Source organism: Moorella thermoacetica (genome assembly GCF_001267405.1).
In the GTDB taxonomy this organism is placed as follows: Bacteria; Bacillota; DSM-521; order Neomoorellales; family Neomoorellaceae; genus Neomoorella; species Neomoorella thermoacetica.
Genome location: NZ_CP012369.1, coordinates 49,813 through 76,126 on the forward strand (window position 1 = coordinate 49,813; position 26,314 = coordinate 76,126).

Sequence of the window (26,314 nt, forward strand, 5' to 3'; positions counted from 1 at the left end):
CGGTTAGAATGGCATTTGGTTGCCTTGAACGGCTTGATGCGGGCGCTAACAGCTAGCAGGTGAAAGGTGACCCCGCCCCTTCGCTTTTTGCAAGGGGCGGGTTTTTATTTGCAGTATAAAAAACAAATATTCTGGCAAGACTATGGGCGGCATATAATGGAAGGAGTGAAGTCATGTTTCTGCTGCGACAGCCTTCTGCAGGCCGGGGTCGTAAACTGGTGCTCCTGGCCTGCCTGGTGGCGGGGTTACAATCCCTCTTCCTGGTGGGCTGGACCAGTAAAAAGGTTGATATCTACGCCGATGGTCAGGCCAGGCAGGTGACCGTTAACCAATGGCTGGTAGGCGATTTCCAGTCCCGAAGCCAGGAAAACTTAAGGATTGGCGACTGGATTTTACCCCTTCCAGGAGGCTGGTTCTGGCCCGGCTTGAAGCTGTTTATGGCCAGGGGTACGCCTGTGGCGGCCGAGGTTGCCGGCCAAAATATCTGGCCCCGGGAACCGGCCTCTGTGGCCAGTGAGCTCCTGAACAGGGAGGGTATAACCCTGGGGCCCGGGGACAGGGTGGAGACCAACCTGGGAAGCGAAGACCCCCACCAGTACATCCGGGTAATTCGCGTCGAGGATAGTATCGAAGTACAGCAGCAACCAGTAGACCCGCCGGTGGTGCGCCGGCCAGACCGTTACCTGCCTCCGGGCCAGGAAAAGGTGGTACAGGAGGGGCAACCAGGTGTCCGCTATTACAAATACCAGGTGCGAAAAGAGAATGGCGTTGAAGTCGAGCGCCGGCTGGTAGACACGTGGGTTGAAATCCAGCCCAGCCCCAAAATAGTTGCCTACAGCAGCAGGGCTTATCCAGAGGTTACCGCCCGGGCCGGGGACACTTTGATGGTAATTGCGACGGCCTATACCCATACAGGCAACCGGACGGCCACCGGGATCTGGCCCTATCGGGGCGTTGTTGCCGTAGACCCGCGGGTTATCCCCCTGGGGACCCGGCTCTATGTAGAAGGTTATGGCTATGCCGTTGCCCAGGATACCGGTGGGCTCATTAAAGGCAAGCGCATCGATCTCTTTATGGATAGCGCCGGGGAGGCGATGCGCTGGGGCCGGCGACAGGTAACCGTTCGCATTCTCGGCGATTAGAAAAAAATTCCAGGCGTAAAGGCAGGAAAATCTTACCCCGGTGTCGAAGTATTTAGGGCCGGCATATACAGGAGGTCAGTTTGGTTCTTGTACTTAAAGAGTTTAATCTGGAGGTGACCCATGGACGGCTGGATTAATAATTGGCGCCAGAAGCATTCCCGGGGGCGCCGCCGGCCCTGGCCCTGGCTCCTGGTGGCGGTACTATTACTTTTTACCGGCACCGGGTGGGGAGTAATGAGTTATACCTGGAAAAAGGTAACCCTGGAGGTAGATGGACAAAGAATTGCTACGCGCACTTTTGCCCCTACAGTTGGCGAGTTTTTAAGCCAGCAGCATATCACCCTGGGGGCAGAGGATGCCGTCACCCCGGCCCTGGATGCACCGGTTACCAGGGATATAGTGATAACTATCAAAAGGGCTGTACCGGTTAAAATCAATGCAGACGGCCGGGAAAAGGAGATCTTAACACCGCCGGATACAGTGGCCAACGTCCTGAATAAGGCAGGGGTCACCCTGAACCCGGCAGACCGGGTAATCCCTGACCTCAATGCTACCATTGCCGCGGGAGATACCATCAAGGTGATCCGGGTAACCGTAAAGACAGAAACCGTCAGTAAAGAAATCAACTACCGGGTGGAACGGCGCCCGGAACCGCAACTGGAAAAGGGTATTACGCGCTTGCTGCAGGAAGGGGTGAAGGGTCTCCAGGAGGAGACCTACCGGGTTATCCTGGAGGACGGCCAGGAGGTTAAACGCGAGCTGGTCTCCACAAAAACCCTGAAGGAACCTGTGCCGGAAATAGTAGCCGTTGGCGCCATGGATACAGCCTCCCGGGGCGGGCAGAGTTTTCGCTTCGAGCGGGTCTTCTGGGCTACGGCCACGGCCTATACCCACTCCGGCGCGCCGACGGCCACCGGCGCCTACCCCCGGGTGGGAACCATTGCCGTAGATCCTGCGGTAGTTCCCCTGGGTACCCGCCTTTATGTCGAGGGTTACGGCTATGGTATCGCCCAGGATATCGGCAGTGCCATCAAGGGCGACCGAATTGACGTCTTCCTGGATACCGAGGCGGATACTCGCCGCTGGGGTGTCCGCCGGGTGAAAGTCTATGTCCTGCGTTGAGGGAAGCCAGCAGAGCCTTCCCTGAAAACCACCCTGACGGGTGGTTTTTCCTTTTATAGGTATTTGTACCCCGGGGCCGGGTGTAGTATAATAGTTTACGGAGGGATCAGGTTGGATTCTGTAGCCACGCCGGGGAGAACCCTGGCTCTGGTCCGGGAAAAGGGACTGGTCCCGCGCAAATCCCGCGGCCAGAATTTTCTTGTAGACGCCAATATCGTCCGGAAGATTGCCCGGGCAGCCGAAGTTGGCCCCGGTGATACTGTGGTGGAAATCGGCCCCGGCCTGGGAGCCCTTACCCAGGAACTGGCCGCCAGGGCCGGACTGGTGATAGCCATAGAAATCGACCGGGAATTGTTTGCTGCTCTGGAAGAAACCCTGGCCGGCAGGGATAACGTTCGCCTGGTTGCCGGTGATGCCCTGAAAGTCGATTTTGACCGGCTGGTGGCCGGAATTTTAGGGACTGGAGAGGGAAGGTTGCCCACTTATAAGGTTGTGGCTAACCTTCCTTATTATATAACCACGCCGATCCTGATGCATTTACTAACCAGTAGGTTCCGGATAGCAGAACTAGTTTTAATGGTCCAGGCCGAGGTGGGCTATCGCATGTTGGCCCGGCCTGGAGGAAAGGACTACGGCGCTCTGAGTGTCGTGGTGCAGTATTATACAGAACCGGCCGTCGTCCTCAAAGTCCCGCGGACGGTATTTTATCCGCGGCCGGAGGTGGACTCCCTGGTCCTGAAGCTGACCTGTCGCACCCGGCCGGTGGTACAGGTAGAGGACGAGGACTTCTTTTTCCGGGTAGTCCGGGCTGCCTTTAACCAGCGGCGCAAGACCATTCTCAATGCCCTGGGGAGTCTGGGCTTTGAGAAATCGAAAATAATGGAGGCCTTAGCGGGGGCCGGTATCGACCCGCGGCGCCGGGGGGAGACCCTGGGAATGGAGGAATTTGCGAGCATCAGCAGGACACTACAGCACTAAAGGGAAAGAAGGTGGAACCAGTGTATTTTACCAGTCCTACCAGGGGTCGCCTGACGGAAGACGAGATGTTTGCCGACATGATGCAGTTTGTTGATGCCAACCCCGAAGCCCAGTACAAGATTATCATCGGCTCGGATTCCCAGGCCCGGGTGCGTACTTGTTTCGTCACCGCCGTTATTGTCCATCAGGTAGGCAGGGGAGCACGTTATTATTACCGCAAAAAGTACCAGCGTAAAATTACCTCCCTGCGCCAGAAAATCTTTTATGAAACAGCCCTCAGCCTGGAAACGGCCAGTTTCATCGCCCAGAGGCTGGCGGCCAATGGCCATGCTGATTTAAACGTGGAGATCCACCTGGATATAGGTCCCAATGGCGAGACCCGGGACTTGATCCGGGAGATAGTCGGGATGGTGGTAGGGAGCGGGTTCGCCGCCAAGATCAAACCCTACTCCTGTGGCGCCTCCAAGGTGGCCGATAAGTACACCAAGAGCGGGTAAATCCCGGCCACCGGCCAGGGGCCGTTCATTCCGGCTATTTGCCATCGGGCCTTTACCTGCAACTAGGGGTTGCAGCCGGACGGCGAAAGGGGCCGCAGGCTGGGTCGAATATTGATAAGCGGTACCGGGGCGGCTGGAGGATAGGGTTACGGAATAAGCCCCGGCAAGTGTAAACACAAAGGGGTGGCGAGCCTGTTTTCAGGCTGCCACCCCTTTTTCCTGGCCTCCGTCCGGGTTTTTTTACCGGGCAAAAACATGGTTACCAATGGTAGTGATGATGGTACGCGTCCAAACCCAGGAATCGGCCGGTACCTCGGCAGGATTCCAGAAATAGAGGGCGCCGCCACTGGGGTCATAACCCCGCAGGGCCTCCCGGGCCGCCTGGTAGGCCGTAGCGTCGGGAGTAAGGTAAAATTGACCGTCGTTTACCGAGGTAAAGGCATCGACATCGTAGATAACCCCGGCGATGGTACTGGGGAAGCGGCCGTCACGGGTGCGGTTAATGGCTACTGCGGCCACGGCGACCTGGCCAGCATAGGGTTCACCCCGGGCTTCACCGTAGACCAGATGGGCCAGTAGATCCAGGTCACTGGAGCTATAACCGTAACTTGTCCCCCTGGAGGCAGTCGCTGTCCGGGTCCCATTAGGGATGCGCAGGGTCTGTCCTGGATAAATGATATCGCTGGATAAGCCGTTAGCTGCCATTATCTGGTCCGCGGTCACGCCGTAGCGCTGGCCGATGAAGAAGAGGGTATCACCTGGCTGGACGACGTAAGTATTTCCACCTCCGTCAGGAACCCAGAGGGTCTGACCCGGGTAGATCCAGGTGCTGTCCAGGTTATTTGCTTTTTGTAAATCCCAGGCGCTAATACCATAACGCTGGCCAATGAGGTACAGGGTATCACCAGGTTGGACGGTGTAAGTGGCTGCAGCGGCTGTACCGGCAAAGGCGAGGAGGCCGGTCAAGAGGAAGGTAACCAACAGGAACAGCCGCCAGCGGGTATGGTCTTTCCTTTTTATTGCCATCAACTCCTTAAATTTTTTCTCTCTCCCGGACAGGCCATCCAGCTTACTGCTATTATACCTTTACTTAACATAATTCGTCATTGCTAAATAGTTGCCAGGGAAGGAGCATTATGGAAACTTGACATAATCATGAGGGGCCGCTGCCCGGAAAGAACCCGGACCAGGATGTCCCGTCGCCGGGCGTGATCGTAGCCAAGGTAATTACACCCTGCTGTAGAACGGTCGGGAGTCTCTCCCCTGGCGGTTTTAATGGCCTGGATACAGTCGCCGATGAGGGTCACAGCCATAGTTTCCGCATGAGGGTCAAGGCGTTGCCGTGACCCCAGATAGATATGATCCAGGGTAACGGCTACGGATACGTTGCAACCGGTTCGGGTGGCATGGACCAGGGTCAGGGGGGGTACGGCCAGGTCAGCCAGGGGTATTTGCAGGAGCAGGCGGCGCGAAATGGCGTGGGGGCCGTGGGAAGGGGTAGCGTAACCGATATCGGACCAGAGACCCAGCTCTTGATTCAGTAAACCCCGGTAGTAAAGGACCGCCCCTGCCAGGGGATGCCGGGGTTTCACCTCGGGGTAGCAATTGCAAAGGGCCAGGTCGACGTTCCTTTCCAGGGCTTCCAGGAGGAGTGCCGCTTCCCGGTTGAAGTTACCCACCATGTCGCCGTCGACATAGAGAAGGCCCCGGGCGCCCTGGTCCAGGGCATATAGGGTCCCTATGGCCCGGGGTACATCTGGACCCAGGGCTTCGGGGAAATAGATAATTTTGGCCCTGGAGCCTGTGAAGTTGAGGACCTCAGCCAGGGTGGCATCCCGGCAGCCGTTGAGGACCGGGATAAATAAATCCAGGGGCAGAGCCCACAGATTTTTAATTACCCTGACCAGACGACCGGCTTCGTTGCAGGCAGGTATAACGGCAGCGAACAAGCTCTCACCATCCCGACGAGCAAAGCTCTCTTTACTATAAGATATTCTTTCTGTGGGAGATAAGCGAAAGTTGTCGGTCACCACCCGGGGAGAACGGAACATAAAATAGAATGATTAGAGGTCCACCGGGGAGGGATAAAGGTTGGATCAGATCAAGCCTGGAGATATTGTGGCGCGGAAGTCATATGGTAAAGATATTTTTTTTAAAGTCAAGGCTTTGACCATCACCGATAAAGGAACGACTACGGCAATTTTAAGGGGTCTGGACGTACGGCTGGTGGCCGATGCCCCGCTGGACGACCTGGAACTGCAGCCGGCAGAAGAGGTGTTGCGTTATCGTCACGACGATATCCAGCGGCATAACCTGTGTATCCGGCGTATTTTACAGCGCCGGGCTGTAGAAAAGGAAGCCCTGTTCACCCGCAGTGAAGAAGCAACCGCCAGGGAAAAATCAGCCGATAGGCAGGCGACGCCGGAGAATTTTTTTGAGGTCCCGGGCCGGGTGCTGCACCTGGATGGTGACGAGGAGTATCTGGATAAATGCCTGCACGCTTATGAACAATTAAAACTCCCGGCCCACGGAGTCTATGTCCCGGAAGAACAACAGGCAAATAAAGTCAAGGATCTATTACAGGAGTATACCCCCGATATCCTGGTCCTGACTGGCCACGATGGTCTGTTAAGGGAAAGGAGCAATTTTAGCGACCTGGATAGTTACCGCCATTCCAAACACTTTTTAGCCGCTGTCAAGGCAGCCAGGGCCCTGCGGCCCGGCCATGATGACCTGGTCATCTTTGCCGGCGCCTGCCAATCCCATTATGAAGCCCTGCTAAAAGCTGGAGCCACCTTTGCCAGCTCGCCCTTGCGGGTGTTAATTCATGCCTACGACCCTGTTTTTGTAGTTGAGAGGGTGGCCTATACCTCCATCGAGAAGACCCTGGCCCCGGCTGAGATAATTAAAGACACCATTACCGGCAATGAAGGTGTCGGCGGAGTAGAGATTAAAGGGAAATTGCGTCTCGGCTATCCCAGCTCGCCATATTGAAACTTTCTCCAGGGCAATGCCGTTATTATGCCATTATTACCCTTGACAATTAACCTGCTGTTTTAGTAAAAAAATTTATTAAAGTTGACATTGTCCTTTTTCTGCGGTATAATAAGGTATACGCGGAAAGAGGGTGGTCTTATTTGAATGGAAAGGAAGTACTGGCTACCATCAGGGAAGACCTCGAAGCCCGCGTCGGGCAGAAGGTTAAGCTACGGGCTAACCGGGGGCGTAAAAAAATCCTGGAACGGACCGGAGTACTCGAAAAGACTTACCCTAATATCTTTGTTATTCGCCTGGAAGAACAGAAAAGCCCGGAGCGCCGGATTTCCTTTAGCTATACCGATGTTCTTACAAATACCGTGGAACTAATGGTAGAAGGAGATTATGGTGACAAAAAGCTCGGGGCCAAGCCTTAGGGGGTTACCAGTTATCTGGTGACCTTTTTTATTACCCGGGCCATGGCTTGCCGGGAAAACTGCATACTAAAGTCCGCCCCGCCCCATACTAACAAGAGGGGTGGGGTTTTTGTTGCAGATGGTAGTATGTGTAAAGCAGGTACCGGATACGGCTGAGGTGCGCATCAATCCCCGGACCAATACCCTGGTCCGGGCCGGGGTACCGGCAATCATCAATCCCTATGATGCCCACGCCGTTGAGGCCGCGGTCCAGCTAAAGGAGAAGTACGGCGGCCAGGTGACGGCCCTGTCTATGGGCCCACCCCAGGCGGAAGAAGTCCTGCGCCGGGCCCTGGGCATGGGGGCTGACCGGGCCATCCTCCTCAGTGACCGGGCCTTCGCTGGTTCCGACACCCTGGCCACCAGCTATATCCTGGCTGCAGCTATCAGGGCCATCGGCCGGGAGACTCCGGTTGACCTGGTCTTCTGCGGTAAACAGGCCATTGACGGCGACACGGCCCAGGTGGGACCGGGCATTGCCACTCGATTGGGTTTTACTCAGCTGACTTACGTTATGGCCATTGACGGGGTGGACCTGGAAAAGGGGCAGATCCAGGTCCAGCGCAAGCTGGAGGGTAAACGGGAGGTTATCCGCGGCCGCCTACCCGCCTTGCTGACGGTGGTCAAGGATCTCAATGAGCTGCGTTATGCCTCTCTCCCGGCCCTAATCCGGGCCGCCCGGGCCACAATTACCACCTGGAGTAAAGATGACCTGGACCTCGACCCGGCCTCCATCGGCCTCAAGGGTTCGCCCACTTCCGTCCGGCGCATCTTCGCCCCGCCGGCCCGGCCGGGCGGGGAGCTCATCCCCGGCGACCCCCGCCAGGCGGCAGCCATCCTGGTAGCCAAACTGGTCCAGACCAAGATTATAGCGGATAAGTAGAGGAGCTGACGCGGGCTTGACTACAGTCTCCAATGCCGAATATCGCGGCGTCTGGGTCTTTATCGAACAGGTGGCCGGCGAACCGGCCCCGGTTTCGTGGGAGCTGCTTGGAGCCGGCCGACAACTGGCCGATGCCCTGGGAGTCGAACTGGCCGGCGTGCTCCTGGGTCAGGGAGTAGCGGGTCTGGTTAGTGAAGCCTGGGCCTACGGGGCCGACAGGGTCTACCTGGTGGAAGACCCTGTCCTGGGCCCATATCGTACAGCTCCCTACGCCCGGGCCCTGGTGGAGCTGGTTCAACGCTACCGGCCAGAGATACTGCTCCTGGGGGCCACCAGCCTGGGCCGGGATCTCTCCGGGGCCGTGGCCACAGCCCTGGGAACCGGCCTCATGGCCGACTGCACCGGCTTGAATATAGACCCCGCAACCCGCCTGCTGGAACAGACCCGGCCGGCCTTTGGCGGCAACGTCATGGCTACCATTCTCTGTCAACGGCATCGGCCCCAGATGGCTACCGTCCGGCCCCGGGTCATGCCTCTGCCGCCCCGGCAGGAAGGCCGCCAGGGGGAGTTGGTACGGGTAGGAATAGCTTTAAAAGAGGAAGAGGCCCTGGCCACGGTCCTTAAGGTTATCGAAGAGAAGGGAAAGGCTATCTACCTCGACCGGGCGGAGATTATCGTTGCCGGCGGCCGGGGACTGGGGTCCAGGGAAAACCTGCGCCTCCTGGAAGAACTGGCCGGTGTCCTGGGGGGCACCCTGGGGGCTTCCCGGGCGGCAGTAGAAGCCGGCTGGCTGCCACCGGAGTACCAGGTAGGCCAGACGGGTATTACCGTCCGGCCAAAGGTATATTTCGCCATCGGTATTTCCGGGGCCATCCAGCACCTGATCGGCATGCAGAACTCGGAAGTGATTGTGGCCATCAACAAGGACCCGGAGGCGCCCATCTTCAAGGTGGCTACCTACGGTATAATTGGCGATTTCCAGGAGGTAGTACCGGCGCTGACGGAGGAGTTCCGCCGGCAGCTGGCAGCGAGATCCGCCTGAAAACCGGCGCCGCCGGTTGCAAGAATCTCTCTTCCGGAAGGGGTGCGAGGATGGCTGAGCGCTTTGAGGTAGTAGTTGTCGGGGCCGGTCCGGCCGGCCTGGCGGCGGCCCTGACCCTGGCCCGGGCCGGGGTGGAAGTAATTGTCTTTGAGCGTGGAGAACACCCGGGCAGCAAAAACGTTATGGGTGGCGTCCTCTACCGCCACCCGACAGAAACTGTGGTCCCCGGGTTTTACCACCAGGCTCCCCTGGAACGACCGGTGGTGGAACAGCGCCTGTGGTTGCTCACCGAGGAGGCGGCCCTGACCCTGGGCTATAAAGATATGGTTTTTGCCGGCGAACCCTTCAATGCCTTTACCGTCCTGCGGGCCCGTTTTGACCGCTGGCTGGCCGACCAGGCCGTAGCCGCCGGGGCGCTTTTGATCAACGAAACCGTCGTCGAAGACCTCCTGTGGGAAAACGAGCGCGTCATCGGGGTACGGACAGGCCGGGAAGGGGGCGATGTGCGGGCGGAAGTGGTTATCCTGGCCGAGGGGGCCAACTCCCTGTTGACCCAGAAGGCCGGGCTGAAACCCGACGGCATTAACACCAACCAGCTGGCCGTGGCCGTGAAGGAGATTATTGCCCTGCCCCGGGAAAAAATCGAGGATCGTTTTAACCTGGAAGAGGGCCAGGGCTGCACCATTGAACTCCTGGGGGAAGCCACCAAGGGGATGCTGGGCACCGCCTTTATCTATACCAATAAGGACTCCCTCTCCGTAGGTGTGGGGGTCCTCCTGGCGAGCCTGGTGCGCCGCCGCCTGAACCCCAACGACCTCCTGGAGCACCTGAAATCCCACCCCATGGTACGTCCTCTCCTGGCCGGGGGCGAGAGCAAGGAGTACCAGGGACATCTTATCCCCGAGGGCGGTTACCAGGCTGTTCCTAAACTCTACGGCAACGGCGTCCTGGTAGTCGGGGATGCCGCCATGCTGGTCAACGGGATTCACCGGGAAGGTTCCAATCTGGCCCTGACCTCCGGCCTGCTGGCAGCCAGGACTATCCTGGCCGCCAGGGAGAAGGGTGACTACAGTGAAGCCAACCTGGCCCCTTATCGCCAGGCCCTGGAGGAGAGCTTTGTCCTGAAGGACCTGAAGAAATACCAGCGGGCCCCATTTTTCTTCGACCAGAACCCCCAATTCTTCACCCTGTACCCCGGCCTCCTCTCCCGGGCCGCCAGGGAGTTTTTAACCGTTGACAACGTCCCCAAGCGTGAGAAGCAGAAGCGGATTTTGCGGGAGATTATCACCTCCCGCAGCCGTTTCCAGATTGCCCGCGATCTCTATAACCTCTGGAGGGTGATGGGCTGATGCGCCTGGAGGATAAACTCTTTCTTAATCGTTATCAGACCGACAAACACCCTCACCTGCGCATCAAGGACCGGGAGGTCTGCCGCCACTGCGAGGGCAAACCCTGTACCTTTATCTGCCCGGCCCGGGTTTACGTCTGGAACGAAAGGGAAGAACGCATCGAGACCGCCTATGAAGGTTGCGTCGAATGCGGCACCTGCCGCTACGGGTGTGCCCATGATAACATCGACTGGCGCTATCCCCGCGGCGGTTTCGGTATCTTGTATAAGTATGGTTAACTTAATCATCCACGTGGCACCGGCCGGGCATGGCTTTACGCCCTGCTTAAACATAAAAACCCTGCAGTCTTCCTATCCCTTTGGGCACACTTTCCAGGTCGGTAAAATATTATATATTAACGACGACCAACCCGGAGGTGTGCTTGATGACCATTGACCAGATAATTAATTTACTGAACCTGGACCTCTCCTGGGAGTACGCCGCCATGATCCAGTATATCCAGCATGCTAGCCTGTTGACCGGGCCCGAGTATTTTGCCATTATCGATGAAGAACTCCAGCATGCCCAGGATGAGCATGAGCATGCAGTCAGATTAACCGATAAGATCCAGTATCTGGGGGGCTTCCCGACGGTTAATGTCCAGGAAATCAAGACCTCCCTCAGTAACGTGGAAATGCTGCGTCAGGATCTTCAGGCGGAATATGACGCCCTGCACCGTTATCTCCAGCGCATTGAGCAGCTGGAAGCCCTCAAACTCTACGATGTCGCCCAGGTCATCCGCGAGATCGCCCTGGTAGAACAGGGGCACATTATCGACCTGGAGAAATCCCTGGGCATCCAGAAAGTCAGGTAAATATAAGGAATTTATTTTAGGGACCATGTCGGGTTCCATTTTTTTATGCCCGGCTGCGTACGGCTGGTAACGAACCCCCAGTTAACAAAAACCATATTATGGTTAATAATGCCTTTTCTAGGGGGAGTTAACGTTGGCCCTGCAGGAACGACAACTGGAAAACAATTGGTACTATGTCCCCGACCCGTCGGGGCTGGCCTCCTTACGCAGCTACGGTGGCCTGCTACGATATGTCCTGCCCTTCTGGTTTGGCGTAACTGAGAACGGTGGCCTGGTGGACCAGGCCGACACCGGGGGACTGGCAGCCATCCGCCGCTACAATCTGCCGGTGCTGGCCATTGTCCACAATTACTCCAGCCCCCAGTACGGTCCCCTCATCCATCGCCTGCTGACGACAGAAGGGTTGCGCCAGGCCCTGGTCCAGAATATCCTGAACCTGATGTATCGCTGGGACTTTGCCGGGGTGAATATTGATTTTGAGTTCGTCCCGCCGGAGGATCGTCCCTACCTGACCAGTTTTTTGAACCAGCTGGGGCAGACCCTGAAAGGGGCCGGCTTTTTAACAACTATTTCCGTACCGGCGGAACTCCGGGACAATCCCCGCCACCCCTTCTCGGGGGCTTTCAGCTATCCGAATCTGGCCGCCGCCAGCGACCAGGTTTATATCCTGGCTTACGATGAACATTTCGCCACCCCGGGTCCCATAGCCTCTACCAGTTTTATCCGCCAGGTCCTGGATTATGCCGTGACGGTAATTCCCCGGGAAAAGATTCGCCTGGGCATGGCTGTCTACGGTTATGACTGGGCCGAAGGGGCCAGGGTGCCGGTGACCCTATCCCACAGCCAGGTCCTTGACCTGGCCCGTCGTGTCGGGGCCAGCATCTACTATGACCCCAATGCCCAGGAGTCGACCTTTACTTATGTTGAGGATAATACGCCCCATGTGGTGTGGTTTGAAGACGTGCGCAGCTTTAGCGTTCGCCTGGGGCTGGTCAGGGAGTACAACCTGCCTGGTATTGCTGTCTGGCGCCTGGGCCTGGAAGACCAGCGCATCTGGGAACTCCGGGGGTAGGTTAAATATGGTCATTACCAATCCCTAAAAGAGGCTGGAATGCAATCCAACCAGCCATCACCTTTTTGCCAGGTAAAATAAACAAAGGCCAGGAGTTTGCACTCCTGGCCTTGCGGCGTACCAGGCGATTATCCTTCGGCCAGCTTCTTGTACTGCTCCAGCCGGGCCTTGGCGTCGGCTTCGGCCTTGGCAAAGAGCTGTTCGGCCTTCTCCGGGAACTGCTTCTTCAGGGAGGTGTAACGAATCTCGCCCATCAGGAAGTCCCGGAAGCTAGCTGTTGGGGTCTTGTAATCCAAGATGAAGGGGTTTTTGCCCTCTTGCGCCAGCTGCGGGTTGTAGCGATAGAGGGGCCAGTAGCCGGCTTCCACCGCCTTTTTGGCTTCCCGCTGGCTGTAAGTCATGTTGATGCCGTGGTTGATGCAGGGCGCATAGGCTATTATCAGGGAAGGCCCGTCGTATTTCTCGGCCTCGATCAGGGCCTTCATCAACTGGCTGTGGCTGGCGCCCATGGCTACGGAAGCCACGTAGACATAGCCATAAGACATGGCCATGAGGCCCAGGTCCTTCTTCTTGGTGAATTTACCACCGGCGGCGAAGCGGGCCACGGCGCCCGTCTGGGTGGCCTTGGAGGACTGACCGCCGGTGTTGGAGTAGACCTCAGTGTCCAGGACCAGGACGTTAACGTTGGCACCGCTGGCCAGAACGTGGTCCAGACCGCCGTAACCGATGTCGTAAGCCCAGCCGTCGCCACCGATGATCCAGATAGATTTCTTGGTCAGGTAGTCCTTTTGCCGGTCGATGTCCAGGAGCAGGTCTTTCACTTCACCGCTGGCCTGGCTGATCTCGCCGGGCAGGAGGGCCTTAATTCTATCGCCGTATTCGCGGGAACGGTCGGCGTCGTCCTTGCCGGCCAACCAGCCTTCGCAGGCGGCCTTAAAGGCTGCACTGACGGGAGCCTCCAGAGCTTTGCTGATAGCTGTGGCCAGTTCGTCCTGGCGCTTGGCCACGGCCAGGGCCATACCGTAACCGAACTCGGCGTTATCCTCAAAGAGGGAGCTGGCCCAGGCAGGACCATGTCCCTGGCGGTTCACAGTATAGGGGCAGGCCGGCGCGCTGCCACCCCAGATGGAGGAACAACCGGTAGCATTGGCAATGATCATCCGGTCGCCAAAAAGCTGGGTGACGAGTTTGACATAAGGCGTCTCGCCGCAACCGGCGCAGGCACCGGAGAACTCCAGTAAAGGCTGGCGGAACTGGCTGCCCTTGATGGTGGCCGGGTTGAAGTTGACCTTGACTTCCGGTAACTGTTCGGCGAAGTTGTAGTTGGCCTCTTCGACGGCCGTCACTTCCTCCAGGGGTACCATAGTCAAGGCCTTGACCTTGGCCGGGCAGACATCGGCACAGTTGCCGCAACCGGTGCAGTCCAGGGGTGAAACCTGGATGCGGAACTTGAGGCCGGCAGCCTCTTTGCCGATGGCATCTTTAGTAACAAAGGTCTCCGGCGCTCCGGCCAGGTCTGCTGGTTTGGCCAGGTAGGGCCGGATAGCAGCATGGGGGCAGACCAGGGAGCACTGGTTGCACTGGATGCAGTTCTCCGGCTGCCACTGGGGGATGTTAACGGCGATGCCCCGTTTTTCATATTTGGTCGTCCCTACAGGGAAGACTCCATCCGGAGTAAAGGTGCTAACCGGCAGCTCATCGCCCTTCAAGGCGTTGATGGGCCGCAGGACCTTCTGGATGAATTCCGGTTCCTCGGTAACGGTGGCTGCCGCTTCATCAACGGCGTCAGCCCAGCTGGCCGGGTATTTGATTTCCTCCAGGGCCTCCAGGGCGCGGTCTACGGCGGCGAAGTTCATATTCAGGATTTTATCGCCCTTCTTGCCGTAGGTCTTAACGATGGAGTCCTTGATATACTTAATGGCCTCGTCCACCGGAATGACATTGGCAATCTTAAAGAAGGCGGTTTGCATAATAACGTTAATGCGGCTACCAAGGCCGATTTCCTGGGCGATCTTCACCGCGTCGATATTGTAGAACTTCAGTTTCTTGGTAGCGATGGTCCGCTTCATATCAGCCGGCAGGCGGCTGTCCATTTCCTCGGCACTCCAGGTGGAGTTCAAGAGGAAAATACCGCCGGGTTTAATCCCCTCCAGCAGGTTGTAACGGCCGACATAGGAGGGGTTGTGGCAGGCGATCAGGTCAGCCTGGTCGATTAAATAAGCCGACTGGATGGGTTGTTTACCGAAGCGCAGGTGGGAAATGGTGACGCCACCCGATTTCTTGGAGTCATAAACAAAGTAACCCTGGGCATACATATCGGTATGATCGCCGATAATTTTAATGGAGTTTTTGTTGGCACCCACGGTACCGTCGGAACCCAGGCCAAAGAACTTGCAGCGGAAGGTTCCTTTAGGTGACGTATCGATGTGTTCTTTGATTTCCAGGGAAGTATGGGTAACGTCATCGGTGATGCCCACCGTGAACTTATTCTTGGGCGTGGTTGCCGCCAGGTTGTCAAAGACAGCCTTGACCATGGACGGGTTGAACTCTTTGGAACCCAAGCCGTAACGTCCGCCGACGACCAGGATATTCTTGCCGTGCTCGGCCAGGACGGTCTGGACGTCTTCATAGAGGGGTTCACCCAGGGAACCGGGTTCCTTGGTACGGTCCAGGACGGCGATCCTCTTGACGGAAGCCGGCAGAACCTTGAGGAAATGCTCGGCAGAGAAGGGCCGGAAGAGGCGCACTTTAATAAGGCCTACCTTTTCGCCCTTTTCAACCAGGTAGTTGACGGTTTCCTCGATAACTTCGCAGGATGAACCCATGGAAACAATGACCCGTTCGGCATCAGGGGCACCGGCGTAATCAAAGAGGTGGTAATGACGTCCCGTCAGCCCGGCGACCTGCTCCATTACCTGGGCTACAATTCCCGGCGTGGCCAGGTAATAGGGGTTGGCCGCCTCGCGGCTCTGGAAGTAGATATCCGGGTTCTGGGCCGTACCCCGCTGGTGGGGATGCTCAGGATTTAAGGCCCGCTGCCGGAAAGCACGGATGGCGTCCCAATCCACCAGTTTGGCCATATCTTCATACTCAATGACGTCGATCTTCTGGACTTCATGGGAGGTCCGGAAACCGTCAAAGAAGTGAACAAAGGGAACCCGGGCCTTCAGGGTGGCCAGGTGGGCTACCAGGGCCAGATCCATTACCTCCTGTACGGAAGCGGAGGAAAGCATGGCAAAACCTGTCTGCCGGGCGGCCATGACATCGGCGTGGTCGCCAAAGATAGAGAGGGCATGGGTTGAAAGGGCACGGGCAGCTACATGGAAAACACAGGGCAGTAACTCTCCCGCAATCTTATACATATTAGGGATCATCAACAATAAACCCTGGGAAGCTGTAAAGGTAGTTGTCAGGGCGCCTGCGGCCAGGGAACCGTGGACGGCTCCGGCGGCACCGGCCTCTGACTGCATTTCAGCTACCTGCAGGGTTTTACCAAAGATGTTCTTGCGACCATGGGCGGCCCATTCATCAGCAATTTCGGCCATGGGTGAGGATGGCGTGATGGGATAAATAGTAGCCACCTCAGACATGGCATAGGCCACATGGGCGGCTGCTGTGTTGCCATCAAGTGTTTGCTTGGGCATGGTTCACCCTCCTTGAAAAAATTAAACCTACCCCTCTACCCCATATTACTCTAACACTACCTATACTAATGGTCAATACTTAAGTATAATGTATAAAAAAGACAAAATGATATGAGATCTACATTAAAAACTACCCCCGGGGGTTACCTCCCCGGGGGCGAAAGTGTATCTGCTTACCTTGTGCGGGTATATAATTATGGCCCGGTACTGATATCGTCGATTCGCCAGCCGGTAGTGGGTGTTTCCCGGCGCAGGGTGAAAAAGCGTACCTGGCGACCGCTGTCGTAAGTAATAACCCGCCGAACATTTATATCAACCTCGACCATATACTTCTTTACATCTGGTTGCTCCGGCCCGGGACCCTGGTAAGGCTGGATGCGGATGACCCTGGCCCGGGTGATATTATTGATCTCATCGGCATCATTGGTGGCGTAGGAGTAATTATAGAGGCGGTTATTGTCCATGTTGCGGAACAGGTAAGTGACCAGGCGGCGGCGGGTTTCACAGGCATGGGCCGTCCGCGGGTCTTTATGGTCGATGGCTTCATAGTAAGTCTCAATAACCTTTTCCGGGTTCATCTGGCTGATGAGTTTCTCCTGCTCGTTGCGGTGATCGATATACTGATCGACCCATTCACCCCAGGATTTTCCGGTGATTTCTTCCAACCGCCGGCCCTTTAAGGAACAGGCAAAAGCATCGGGACCACCGGCGTCCAGCCAGGCACCGACAATTTTATCGCCGTCCCTGACTATTACGGCCCGGCCGGCGTCCTGGCGCGGTTTCATAAAAGCCGGCAGGGGCTCTTCCAGTTTGTAAAGGTTAATCTGGACATTCTTTCCCAGGTAGGGGGTCAGGTCCAGGCCGACGTCCTTGCTAAGTTCGTTGTTGTAGGCATAGTAAAGGGCTACGGGGTATTCTCCTGATTCGTGGAGGAGCTTATCCGGCAGGCGGCCGCTGTAAGTCTTGATTTTATAAAAGATGGTCCAGCCGTATTGCTTGAGAAAGGCCACATCGGCCGGGTCCACATTGCTGGTGGCCTCAGGGTACTGGGCCAGGGTGGCCAGCCGGGAATTGAAAGCAGCCGGCACCTGGTGCCAGCCGTCTTCCAGCTCAAGGTAACCGGGGCCGTTGTCCTGGTGGTAATAGGGGTACTGCTTGCTGGCCAGAATCTCCCCATTATGGGTAAATTTAAAGGCCAGGAAGTCGCGAGCCCCCGTCCAGGAGTCCGGCGGCGGGTTGGTAACTGGTAACTGGCCCAAAAAATCTAGGAACCGCCGGGCAAGTTGCTTGTCGTTAAGGTTGATGACCTGCTTGGGGTCGCCTGAGGGTTGGTTTACATAAAATTCAAGCCCTACAATGTTGCTTTTGAACTCCTTAAAACTGGCTGTCGCAGTAACCGGCTGTTTTTCCGCCCGGCACCCGGCGAGGCTTAAAGAAAGTAGAATTAAAAAGCAGGCAAGCAAACGCCGGAACATTGGCTTCTCTCCCTGTTTCAAATGGCTTAGTCTAATCTATAATAATATCCCTGTCCCGCCTCAATATCAATAGACGCCGGTTTTTTTATAAAGTTCCCGGCCATTGAGGAAAATAACCTTTCCCCCGGGTGCTTGGAGGCCAAGAAGTTCTTGACCTTTCTGCCACCATCAGCTTACAATAAAGGGGAATACAGGGGTGAAGACGATGCAGGTACGCTATAAGCTCTGGCTGGAAGAGGGGGAACATGTCTTCGGTGAGGGCCTCTTTGAACTCCTGCAGGAAATCGATCGCTTGGGGTCGATAAACCAGGCGGCCCGGAGCCTGAAGATGTCTTACCGCCAGGCCTGGGGTCAGGTGAAAAAGGCGGAGGAAAGGCTGGGGCAGCGTCTTCTCTTTACCCGGATAGGAGGGGAAACCGGTGGCGGGGCGGAGTTAACTCCCGAAGGGAGGTCGTTGGTGCAGCGTTACAGGCAATTTAAAAATGAGGCTGCCGGGGCTATTGAGACAGCCTTCCAACGCTATTTCGGGTAATTTTTATACCGCCGTTATGCTGGCTAAAACATAAGGCGTGTAAGCTGGTAGGTGTAAAGGGGGGAGGACTGCCAGAGGCCTTAACACCCCATGACTATCGAGAGACGAATATTGCCGGCTGGCATTTACCAGCAATGGCCACGGGGCGGTGAAAAAAACAAGGCGGGTAGCACCAAATAATATAACCATCCGGGCAATATCGGGGAGATAATCTGTCCTTACCGGGTACCATGTGGGCTCAAGATAAATAATTGTTCGGGGGGATACATAATGGCGAAAATAAGAAGAATGTGGCTGGTTTTATTGGCGACCCTAATCCTGTTATTAACGTTTACTGGATGCGGCCAGGGGACAAAAACAGGGGACAAGCAGCAGACGCCGCTAGCCGCCGGACCTGTCAATAAAAACCTTATCCTGGCCACTACCACCAGTACTATGGACAGTGGCTTACTCGACGTCCTTATTCCCATGTTTGAAGAAAAGAGCGGCTATATCGTTAAACCAAATGCCGTAGGTACCGGGCAAGCCCTGGCCATGGGCGATCAGGGTAACGCCGATGTCTTGCTGGTCCATGCCCCGGCCGACGAGGTCAAACTGGTACAAAAAGGAACAGTCATTAACCGCCAGCTGGTCATGCATAATGACTTTATCATCGTCGGCCCGCCAAGCGATCCGGCCGGGATCAGAGGGGTAAAAAAAGCGGCCGACGCTTTTAAAAAGATTGCCGCCAAGCAGGCCATCTTTGTCTCCCGGGGAGACGATTCCGGCACCCATAAGAAGGAAAAGGATATTTGGAAAGAAGCCGGGATCAATCCCCAAGGCAAGTGGTACCAGGAAGCCGGTGCCGGCATGGGCCAGACCTTAAATATAGCCTCGGAAAAAGGCGGCTATACCCTGACGGACCGTGGCACCTACCTGGCATTAAAAAAGAACCTTAACCTGGATATTATGTTAGAAGGGGAAAAGACCCTGCTCAATATCTATCATGTTATGCAGGTCAACCCGGAGAAGTTCCCCGGAATGAAGATCAACAGCGAGGGAGCGAAGGCCTTTGTAGATTTCATGGTGGCTCCGGAGACCCAGAAGGTTATCGGTGATTTTGGTAAGGATAAATTCGGTCAGTCCCTCTTCTTCCCCGACGCCGGCAAGGATGAGAATACCCTGGGGCAGTAACGGGTCTCGTCCTGGGGACCCCAACAATGCCGGCCGGTAGCGAAGTTATTTGCGGAGGCAAAGCTTAAACGGTGGAAGCAATCTGGCAGGGCCTGGTACAGGCCTTCCTGTTAATTATCAAGCTGGACCCCGGGGTTATGGAAGTGGTAACCCTCACCCTGAAGGTGTGCGGTCTGGCGACGGCTATCAGCATCTTGATAGGGGTGCCCCTGGGCATCTTTCTGGCCTTGAAGGCTTTTCCTGGCCGCCAGGTGGTCGTCAGCCTGGTCAATACCGGTATGGGTATGCCGCCGGTGGTCGTCGGGCTCGTGGTGAGTTTTCTCCTCTGGCGTAGCGGACCCCTGGGGTACTTCGGGCTTATCTATACCCCGGCGGCCATGGTAATTGCTCAGGCCCTGATTGCCGCCCCCCTGATTACCGGCCTGACCATGGCCGCCATCCAGCAGTTGCCCCGCGGGCTGAAGATCCAGGTCCTGGCCCTGGGGGCTACCCCGGGGCAACTCTACTGGACTTTACTCAAGGAGGCCCGCCTGGGCATCCTGGCGGCTGTTATCGCCGGCTTTGGCGGCGTTATTTCCGAGGTCGGGGCGGCAACTATGGTCGGCGGCAATATTATGCACCAGACCCGGGTGCTGACAACGGCCACGGTGATGGAGGTATCCCGGGGGCACTTTGATGTGGCTATGGCCTTGAGCTTCATTTTGCTCGGCCTCTCCTTCGCTGTCACCTTCGCCCTGACTGTATTGCAACAGAGGGAACGTACTGGAAAGGCTAATAAAAGAAGGTTTTTGCGGTTTTTCAGGAGTTAACCGGGAGTGCTCTAAAAGGGGGAAGGCCATGGGTATCAGCATCTGCGCCAGGGACGTGCGGGTAATCAAGGGCGGCCGTCAGGTCCTGGCAGTCGATGACCTGGAAATCGGGCCCGGTGAGGTATGGGGCCTTATAGGGCCCAACGGCGCCGGCAAGAGCACCCTGCTTCAGGTCCTGGCCCTGCTGGAAAAGCCGGCCACGGGAGAGGTCTGGTTCGCCGGCCGGAAGGTTGACTACCGCCGGATATTACCCTGGCGGCGGCAGCTGGCCGTTGTCTTTCAGGAGTCTTTACTTTTAAATACCACCGTGTTTAATAATGTGGCTACGGGTTTGCGTTTCCGCGGCCTGCCGCGGCCGGTTATTAAGGAAAGGGTCGAACGCTGGTTAAAGGCCCTGCAAATCGAGGACCTGGCCGATCGGCCGGCCAGGGGGCTTTCCGGGGGTGAGGCGCAGCGGGTTAGCCTGGCCCGGGCCCTGGCCCTGGAGCCCCGGGTTCTTTTCCTGGATGAACCCTTTGCCGCCCTGGACGCCCCGACCCGGGCCGCCCTCCTGGAAGAACTCCATCACATCCTTGAGGCCACAGGCATAACGGCTGTTTTCGTAACCCATGACTTCACCGAACTACCCTTTCTGGCGGACAGAGTGGCAGCTCTCCAGGAAGGGAGAATTGTTCAAACCGGCACCCCGGAGGCCATTCTCTGGCATCCGGCCAGTATACAACTGGCAGCCTTTGTGGGGATCGCCAATCTCCTCCCGGGGGAGGCCAGCTTGAACGGTGCTGGTCCTGCCAGGGTACGCCTGAGGGGAGGAACTACCATCCTGGCCGGGACCAGGGTCAAGGGCCGGGTGGTGGCCTGCCTCCGCCCGGAAGAGATAAACATCTGCGGCTTTCAGGAGGGGAAACAGGGGGCAAATATCCTCCGGGGGAGGATTGTGCGGGTGGTGCCCCTGGGAGGGCAGTACCGGGTGGAGGTAGATTGTGGCCTGGAATTGGTGGCCCTGGCCGGGGCCGCCCAGATACGCCGGAGTTTTATGGTCCCCGGGCGGGAGGTTATGGTAACCTTTCCCCCCGAGGCCGTCCACCTGATACCAGCTTGATACTTGCAGGCTTGCCGTCAAGCAGGTATAATAGCCCGGGAAGGGGTGATAAAACTGCCTAAAATACTGGTAGTTGATGATGAGCCGGCTATTGTGGAGCTGGTAAAATTTAACCTGGAACAGGCGGGTTTTACCACCATAACTGCCAGTGACGGTGCGGAAGCACTGCAGAAAGCTGAGGCCGAAAAACCCGACCTCATTATCCTGGACGTGATGTTGCCGAAGGTAGACGGTTTTGAGGTCTGCCGGAGCCTCAGGGCCAGGGGCAGCATGCCTATTTTGATGCTGACGGCCCGCCGGGAAGAGGTGGACCGTGTCCTGGGCCTGGAATTGGGGGCCGACGACTACCTGACCAAACCCTTCAGCCCCCGGGAACTGGTTGCCAGGGTGCGGGCAATTCTACGTCGGGTTGCGGAAAAACAGCAACAGAACGATGGTATAATTACCGTCGGCGACCTGGTGATAAACCCCGCCAGCCATCTGGTGACGGTACGGGGTAAACCGGTGGATCTCACCTTGAAAGAGTACCAGCTTTTACAACTCCTGGCGGAAAACCGGGGCCGGGTTTTTAGCCGGGAAGCCCTCCTGGAACGTTTATGGGAAGGGGAATACTATGGTGACACCCGGACCATAGACGTTCATATCCGGCATCTGCGGGAGAAGATAGAAGCAAACCCCAGTAATCCCCGCTATATCATTACCGTCCGCGGGGTGGGCTATAAATTTCGTGACTAGCTGCGATCTTCCTGGCCATGGCGGGGGGCCTTTTTGACAATCATCAGGGCCCTGGTCAGGGCGCTGTAAATATCAGCCCGGTGCTGGGCTTCGAGCATGGCTATTTTCGAATAGATAGCCCCTTGCTCCCGGACCACGTAACGGGGCGGTAGCTGGTTCAGCGCCAGGGCGACTATATCGTGGCGGCAGGTATCGCAGCGACAGGCCTCCGGGTCCCGTTTAAGGACCTGGTCCAGCAATTCCCAGACACAATCCTCCATATAGTTTTTAAGAAAGAGCTCTCTGGCCATTGCTTTCTCCTTCCTTTTTGAGTAACTCCCATGGGGGAGTTTATCTTGCCTGTTACATATTCGCCTTCCCTTTTTTCCTTCCTGCTTTTTCCCTGTTTTTAATGGTAATAATCTTAATAGGTCCATATTAAGAAAGAGGAATCTTCTTTTTAATGGCTAATCATACATAGGTGAGCAAAATTTAGGGGGATGTTTATTTTTGGATGTCCTCACCTTGCCGGCCTATGGTAAAATAAATCTGACTTTAAAGGTCCTCGGGCGGCGTTCCGACGGTTATCACAACCTGAGCACCATCTTCCAGTCAATTGCCCTGGCGGATAGACTCACTTTCAGCCGTTGCCGGGAAGGAATACGCCTGGAAACCTCAGGGCTGCCGGTACCGCAAGGACCGGAAAACCTGGCCTACCGGGCAGCAGCCCGGTTGCAGTCCCGTTACGGTTTTCCCGGGGTGCGGATAACCCTGAAGAAGCAAATCCCCCTGGCAGCCGGCCTGGCCGGGGGCAGCGCTGATGCTGCGGCTACCCTGATAGGTGTGAATGCCCTTTTTAACCTGGGCCTGACCCCCGGCCAGCTGGCCCGGGAAGGGGCGGCCCTGGGGTCGGACGTCCCTTTTTGCGTTATTGGTGGTACGGCCTTAGGACGGGGGCGGGGGGAAGAACTCTTCCTTTTACCTCCCCTCCCGACACTATGGCTGGTACTGGTAAAACCGTCCTTCGGGGTCAGTACGGCAGCCGTATACCGGGGTTGGGATGCCAGCCCCGGCCAAACCCCCATGGAGGCCCCCGACGAGGAAAGGGCCCTGGCGGCCATTAGGCGGGGCGACCGGGCAGGAATTATGGCATCCCTGGGTAATGACCTGGAAGCAGTCACCTGCCGCCTGTACCCGGAAGTTATGGCCATTAAGATGCATCTCCTGGCCGAAGGGGCAGAGCGGGCGGTGATGTGCGGCAGCGGCCCGGCGGTCTTCGGGGTGGCTGCCGATGGAGAAACCGCCAGGCGCATCGCCTCCCGGTTACAGGAGACTTACCCCGAAACTATAGTCACCCGGACCTTATGATCGAGGAGGCCAGCCGTGAAGAATCTACTCAGTGGCAAACTGGAAAATTATAAACCCTTGCGGGAAATAGTTTTTGAAGCCCTGCGGGAGGCCATTATCAACGGCCAGCTCAAGGCCGGGGAAAGGCTGATGGAGGTCCAGCTGGCGGAGGAAATGGGCGTCAGCCGGACCCCGGTGCGGGAAGCCATCCGCAAGCTGGAGCTGGAAGGCTTTGTCGTCATGATCCCCCGCAAAGGAGCCTACGTGGCCGACTTCTCCACCAAGGATATAGCCGACGTTTTTGAGATCCGCTCGGCCCTGGAAGCCCTGGCGGCAGCCCTGGCCTGCGAGCGCATTACCGAGGAGGAACTGGATGAACTGGAACGCCTCCTCATCAGGGTGGCCGACTGTACGGCCGCCAACGACCTGGAGACCCTGGTCGAAGTGGATACCCAGTTCCATGACGTCTTGTATAAGGCCAGCCGTAACGACCGCCTGGTGCAGATCATCAATAATTTACGGGAACAGATCCAGCGCTTCCGGACTATCTCCATGGGCACCCCGGGGCGCATGCGGGAGACCCTGGAGGAGCATAAACAACTGGTAGAAGCCATCACGGAGCGCAACGTGGAACTGGCCCAGCGGATCGCCCAGGAGCATATAGAAAACGCTGAAAACCGCATGATGGAAGCCATCAGGGAAGAGATGCGTTCCGGCGGCGGCCGTAAGGCCTGAGGGGGCAAGAAGATGCAGGTTGATGCCATTATCCTGGCCGGGGATAAAGAAGGCCGGGCCCTTCTTCCCATTGGGACCCGTCCGATGATTTCCTGGGTGGTGGCCGCCCTTGAGGCCTCCCCCAGTATCCGCCGGCTGGCAGTATCCGGCCTGCCGGAGCTTGAAACCATCCTTCCCCCGGATGTTATCCTGGTGCCGGCGGGGCAGACTACCGTCGAGAGCGCCCTGAACGGGGCGGCAGCCTTTCCCGGGGCGGAATGGCTCCTCATGGTGACTGCGGACATCCCCTTGTTGAAACCCGCGGCGGTGGAAGACTTCCTGCAGCGCTGCCAGGAACGACCGGCGGATTTCTATTACCCCATTGTCAGCCGGGAGGCTAGTGAGGCCAGCTATCCAGGCGTCAAACGTACCTATGTCCGCCTGCGGGAGGGCACCTTCACCGGCGGGAATATGGTTTTGATCAAGGCCAGTGCCCTGAACGATTGTGCCAGCCAGGGACAGAAACTGGTGCGGCTGCGTAAGAGCCCCCTGGCCCTGAGCCGGTTAATAGGCCTGGGGTTTATTTTGAAGTTCCTTACCAGGCAATTGACTATTGCCGAGGCCGAGGAGCGCTTTTCCCATCTTTTGGGAGCCAAGGGGGTAGGCGTAATTACCCCCTACCCGGAGATCGGCATCGACGTCGATAAAGAGAGCGACCTGGAACTCGCTCGTGGCGTTCTGGGCGGCGAGGCCCCTGTCAGCCCCCATAACGGCGGCCGGTACTAATGATATGTAATTTCGGACTGGCTTGGGCGGAGGGGGAGAATTGGCGTCCAAGCAGCGAAGCGGCCAGCATTCAAACGCTGCCAGGAGGGGGGAGTTGAATACTAGCCGCTCCCCTAGGACCATGGAGCTAACGATAACCAAGCCAGCCCGCCCGGTAATGGTATAATAGCTTTTTTGGGAGGAGATCTCTTATGGCAGATACAGTCGCCGTCATCCTGGCCGCTGGCCAGGGGAAGCGGATGCATTCCCGGCGACCAAAGGTATTACACCGTATTGCCGGTCGCTGCCTGGTGGAACATGTCCTGGCGGCAGTCGGGGAGGCCGGTATAAAAAAGCAGATCGTCGTCATCGGCCACGGGGCGGAAGAAGTTCGGGAGGCCCTGGGCCCGGAATATACCTATGTCCTACAGGAGCAGCAACTGGGCACCGGCCACGCCCTGGCCCGGGCCCGGGAAGCGGCTGGCACGGCAGCAACCGTGCTGGTGCTCTGCGGGGATACCCCCCTCCTCAGGCCGGCAACCTTGGCCCGGCTTCTAAAGGAGCACCGGGACAGGCAAGCTGCCGTTACTATTTTAACAGCCGTACTCGATGACCCTACCGGATATGGCCGCATTATTCGCGACGGCCAGGGTATGGTTGCGGGGATTGTCGAAGAGCGGGACGCCAACCCGGTAGAGAAGGCTATCAGGGAGATCAATGCCGGCATTTATTGTTTCGAAGCTGCTTACCTCTGGCCCTTTCTGGAACAATTACAGCCGAATAACGACCAGGGAGAGTACTACCTTACCGATGTGGTGGGCCTGGCCTGCCGGGAAAACCTGCCCGTCCAGGCTGTAGCCGCCGGCGATCCGGAAGAGATCCTGGGGGTTAATGACCGGGCTCAGCTGGCCAAAGCCGGGGCTATTTTAAGACGCCGGATAAACATGGGCCTGATGCAAGCCGGGGTAACCATTATAGACCCGGAAACTACTTATATCGATGCCACCGTCAGGATCGGCCCGGACACCATTATTTATCCCGGCACCTTTTTAGAAGGGAATACTATTATTGAGGAGGGATGCTCCCTTGGCCCGGGAACTACCCTCCGGGACTGCCAGGTAGGTAAGGGCAGCCATGTTATCCATACCGTGGCCCTGGAGAGTGAAATAGGCCCTGGTTGCCAGGTAGGTCCCTTTGCCTACCTGCGTCCCGGGACGGTCCTGGATGCCAGGGTCAAGGTTGGGGATTTCGTAGAGATCAAGGCCTCCCGGATTGGGGCTGGCTCCAAAGTACCTCACCTGACCTACCTAGGTGATACCACGGTGGGTACCGGGGTGAATATCGGCGCCGGGACCATTACCTGTAATTACGACGGTGAGAAGAAGTGGCCGACGGTCATTGAGGATGGAGCCTTTATCGGTAGTAATAGCAACCTGGTTGCTCCCGTCCGGGTAGGGGCCGGAGCCCTGGTGGGGGCCGGGTCTACCATAACGGAAGATGTACCCGCCGGTTCTATGGCCCTGGCCCGGGGAAGGCAGGTAAACTTATCCGGCCGCAGTAAAAAAAGTAGCGAAAAAAGGCAGGAAAAAGGTTAATCAGGGCGAAATAGATAGAGTTAAACCTTTCCCCGGTAAACTTGGAGGTTATAAAAA

General features: G+C 57.0%; 26 protein-coding genes. 21 read left to right on the top strand and 5 right to left on the bottom strand.

From position 1 onward, the window contains the following. Positions 1–173 precede the first annotated feature (173 nt). The 4 genes from MOTHE_RS14055 to MOTHE_RS00285 all read left to right on the top strand — a co-directional run bounded on the left by MOTHE_RS14055 (position 174) and on the right by MOTHE_RS00285 (position 3,739). Positions 174–1,142 (top strand): resuscitation-promoting factor, encoded by a 969-nt coding sequence (locus MOTHE_RS14055; protein ID WP_011391598.1) that lies wholly within the window; start codon positions 174–176, stop codon positions 1,140–1,142. Positions 1,143–1,262: 120 nt separating this feature from the next. Next, positions 1,263–2,264: a resuscitation-promoting factor gene (locus tag MOTHE_RS00275; protein WP_025773635.1), complete on the top strand. Its 1,002-nt coding sequence runs from the start codon at positions 1,263–1,265 to the stop codon at positions 2,262–2,264. 111 nt (positions 2,265–2,375) lie between these two features. Then, a complete protein-coding gene (gene rsmA, locus MOTHE_RS00280; protein ID WP_011391600.1) occupies positions 2,376–3,242 on the top strand; it encodes a 16S rRNA (adenine(1518)-N(6)/adenine(1519)-N(6))-dimethyltransferase RsmA in 867 nt (288 codons plus the stop codon). Positions 3,243–3,262: 20 nt separating this feature from the next. Next, positions 3,263–3,739 (top strand): ribonuclease H-like YkuK family protein, encoded by a 477-nt coding sequence (locus MOTHE_RS00285; RefSeq protein ID WP_025773636.1) that lies wholly within the window; start codon positions 3,263–3,265, stop codon positions 3,737–3,739. 240 nt (positions 3,740–3,979) lie between these two features. On the opposite strand, the gene MOTHE_RS00290 is transcribed toward MOTHE_RS00285, so the two are convergent. Beyond that, entirely contained in the window at positions 3,980–4,765 is a 786-nt protein-coding gene (locus MOTHE_RS00290) for a LysM peptidoglycan-binding domain-containing protein (protein ID WP_011391602.1), read from the bottom strand. A gap of 83 nt (positions 4,766–4,848) precedes the next feature. After that, positions 4,849–5,688 (bottom strand): glycosyltransferase family protein, encoded by an 840-nt coding sequence (locus MOTHE_RS00295; RefSeq protein WP_011391603.1) that lies wholly within the window; start codon positions 5,686–5,688, stop codon positions 4,849–4,851. A 142-nt stretch (positions 5,689–5,830) separates the two neighbouring features. Here MOTHE_RS00295 and yabG point away from each other — a divergent pair, with 142 nt between their 5' ends. The 8 genes from yabG to MOTHE_RS00335 all read left to right on the top strand — a co-directional run bounded on the left by yabG (position 5,831) and on the right by MOTHE_RS00335 (position 12,390). Further along, a complete protein-coding gene (gene yabG, locus MOTHE_RS00300; protein WP_053094530.1) occupies positions 5,831–6,733 on the top strand; it encodes a sporulation peptidase YabG in 903 nt (300 codons plus the stop codon). Between the two features lie 143 nt (positions 6,734–6,876). Next, positions 6,877–7,152 (top strand): Veg family protein, encoded by a 276-nt coding sequence (locus MOTHE_RS00305; protein ID WP_011391605.1) that lies wholly within the window; start codon positions 6,877–6,879, stop codon positions 7,150–7,152. A gap of 112 nt (positions 7,153–7,264) precedes the next feature. Next, on the top strand, positions 7,265–8,074 hold the full coding sequence (locus tag MOTHE_RS00310) for an electron transfer flavoprotein subunit beta/FixA family protein (protein ID WP_162490008.1): 810 nt from the start codon (positions 7,265–7,267) through the stop codon (positions 8,072–8,074). A 16-nt stretch (positions 8,075–8,090) separates the two neighbouring features. Then, the gene (locus tag MOTHE_RS00315; protein WP_053094531.1) at positions 8,091–9,116 is read left to right on the top strand and encodes an electron transfer flavoprotein subunit alpha/FixB family protein; all 1,026 of its coding nucleotides are present in this window, start codon (positions 8,091–8,093) and stop codon (positions 9,114–9,116) included. Between the two features lie 50 nt (positions 9,117–9,166). Next, positions 9,167–10,465 (top strand): FAD-dependent oxidoreductase, encoded by a 1,299-nt coding sequence (locus MOTHE_RS00320; protein ID WP_053094532.1) that lies wholly within the window; start codon positions 9,167–9,169, stop codon positions 10,463–10,465. Continuing rightward, complete coding sequence (locus MOTHE_RS00325; RefSeq protein WP_011391609.1) at positions 10,465–10,743, top strand: ferredoxin family protein; 279 nt, start codon at positions 10,465–10,467, stop codon at positions 10,741–10,743. Before MOTHE_RS00320 ends, MOTHE_RS00325 begins: the two co-directional genes overlap by 1 nt. Positions 10,744–10,889: 146 nt before the next feature. Next, positions 10,890–11,318, top strand: a complete 429-nt coding sequence (locus tag MOTHE_RS00330) for a ferritin-like domain-containing protein (protein WP_011391610.1) — start codon at positions 10,890–10,892, stop codon at positions 11,316–11,318. A gap of 154 nt (positions 11,319–11,472) precedes the next feature. Then, a complete protein-coding gene (locus MOTHE_RS00335) occupies positions 11,473–12,390 on the top strand; it encodes a glycosyl hydrolase family 18 protein (RefSeq protein ID WP_025773645.1) in 918 nt (305 codons plus the stop codon). A 128-nt stretch (positions 12,391–12,518) separates the two neighbouring features. Here the strand turns inward: MOTHE_RS00335 and nifJ are convergent, their stop codons facing one another. After that, complete coding sequence (gene nifJ / locus MOTHE_RS00340; RefSeq protein WP_053094534.1) at positions 12,519–16,034, bottom strand: pyruvate:ferredoxin (flavodoxin) oxidoreductase; 3,516 nt, start codon at positions 16,032–16,034, stop codon at positions 12,519–12,521. Between the two features lie 194 nt (positions 16,035–16,228). Then, positions 16,229–17,509, bottom strand: coding sequence for a DUF4830 domain-containing protein (locus MOTHE_RS00345; RefSeq protein WP_011391613.1), 1,281 nt, complete (start codon positions 17,507–17,509; stop codon positions 16,229–16,231). 205 nt (positions 17,510–17,714) lie between these two features. Between MOTHE_RS00345 and MOTHE_RS00350 the strand changes: the two genes are divergently transcribed. The 5 genes from MOTHE_RS00350 (at position 17,715) to MOTHE_RS00370 (ending at position 21,857) form a co-directional block, all read left to right on the top strand. Further along, positions 17,715–18,041: a winged helix-turn-helix domain-containing protein gene (locus MOTHE_RS00350; RefSeq protein WP_011391614.1), complete on the top strand. Its 327-nt coding sequence runs from the start codon at positions 17,715–17,717 to the stop codon at positions 18,039–18,041. 270 nt (positions 18,042–18,311) lie between these two features. Further along, positions 18,312–19,214 carry an ABC transporter substrate-binding protein gene (locus tag MOTHE_RS00355; protein ID WP_011391615.1) on the top strand — a complete coding sequence of 301 codons (903 nt, stop codon included), beginning with the start codon at positions 18,312–18,314 and terminating at the stop codon, positions 19,212–19,214. A 71-nt stretch (positions 19,215–19,285) separates the two neighbouring features. Further along, the gene (locus MOTHE_RS00360) at positions 19,286–20,023 is read left to right on the top strand and encodes an ABC transporter permease (protein ID WP_011391616.1); all 738 of its coding nucleotides are present in this window, start codon (positions 19,286–19,288) and stop codon (positions 20,021–20,023) included. Between the two features lie 28 nt (positions 20,024–20,051). Then, the gene (locus MOTHE_RS00365; protein ID WP_011391617.1) at positions 20,052–21,122 is read left to right on the top strand and encodes an ABC transporter ATP-binding protein; all 1,071 of its coding nucleotides are present in this window, start codon (positions 20,052–20,054) and stop codon (positions 21,120–21,122) included. A gap of 45 nt (positions 21,123–21,167) precedes the next feature. Continuing rightward, on the top strand, positions 21,168–21,857 hold the full coding sequence (locus MOTHE_RS00370; RefSeq protein ID WP_011391618.1) for a response regulator transcription factor: 690 nt from the start codon (positions 21,168–21,170) through the stop codon (positions 21,855–21,857). Here MOTHE_RS00370 and MOTHE_RS00375 read toward each other — a convergent pair. Beyond that, a complete protein-coding gene (locus MOTHE_RS00375) occupies positions 21,854–22,147 on the bottom strand; it encodes a late competence development ComFB family protein (protein ID WP_011391619.1) in 294 nt (97 codons plus the stop codon). The genes MOTHE_RS00370 and MOTHE_RS00375 overlap by 4 nt on opposite strands. Positions 22,148–22,346: 199 nt before the next feature. Between MOTHE_RS00375 and ispE the strand changes: the two genes are divergently transcribed. The 4 genes from ispE to glmU all read left to right on the top strand — a co-directional run bounded on the left by ispE (position 22,347) and on the right by glmU (position 26,257). After that, positions 22,347–23,204, top strand: coding sequence for a 4-(cytidine 5'-diphospho)-2-C-methyl-D-erythritol kinase (gene ispE / locus MOTHE_RS00380; protein ID WP_053094535.1), 858 nt, complete (start codon positions 22,347–22,349; stop codon positions 23,202–23,204). A gap of 15 nt (positions 23,205–23,219) precedes the next feature. Continuing rightward, on the top strand, positions 23,220–23,918 hold the full coding sequence (locus MOTHE_RS00385) for a GntR family transcriptional regulator (protein ID WP_011391621.1): 699 nt from the start codon (positions 23,220–23,222) through the stop codon (positions 23,916–23,918). A 12-nt stretch (positions 23,919–23,930) separates the two neighbouring features. Continuing rightward, positions 23,931–24,683 carry a nucleotidyltransferase family protein gene (locus MOTHE_RS00390; protein ID WP_011391622.1) on the top strand — a complete coding sequence of 251 codons (753 nt, stop codon included), beginning with the start codon at positions 23,931–23,933 and terminating at the stop codon, positions 24,681–24,683. Positions 24,684–24,874: 191 nt separating this feature from the next. Next, the gene (gene glmU, locus MOTHE_RS00395; RefSeq protein ID WP_053094536.1) at positions 24,875–26,257 is read left to right on the top strand and encodes a bifunctional UDP-N-acetylglucosamine diphosphorylase/glucosamine-1-phosphate N-acetyltransferase GlmU; all 1,383 of its coding nucleotides are present in this window, start codon (positions 24,875–24,877) and stop codon (positions 26,255–26,257) included. The last annotated feature ends 57 nt before the right edge of the window (positions 26,258–26,314 follow it).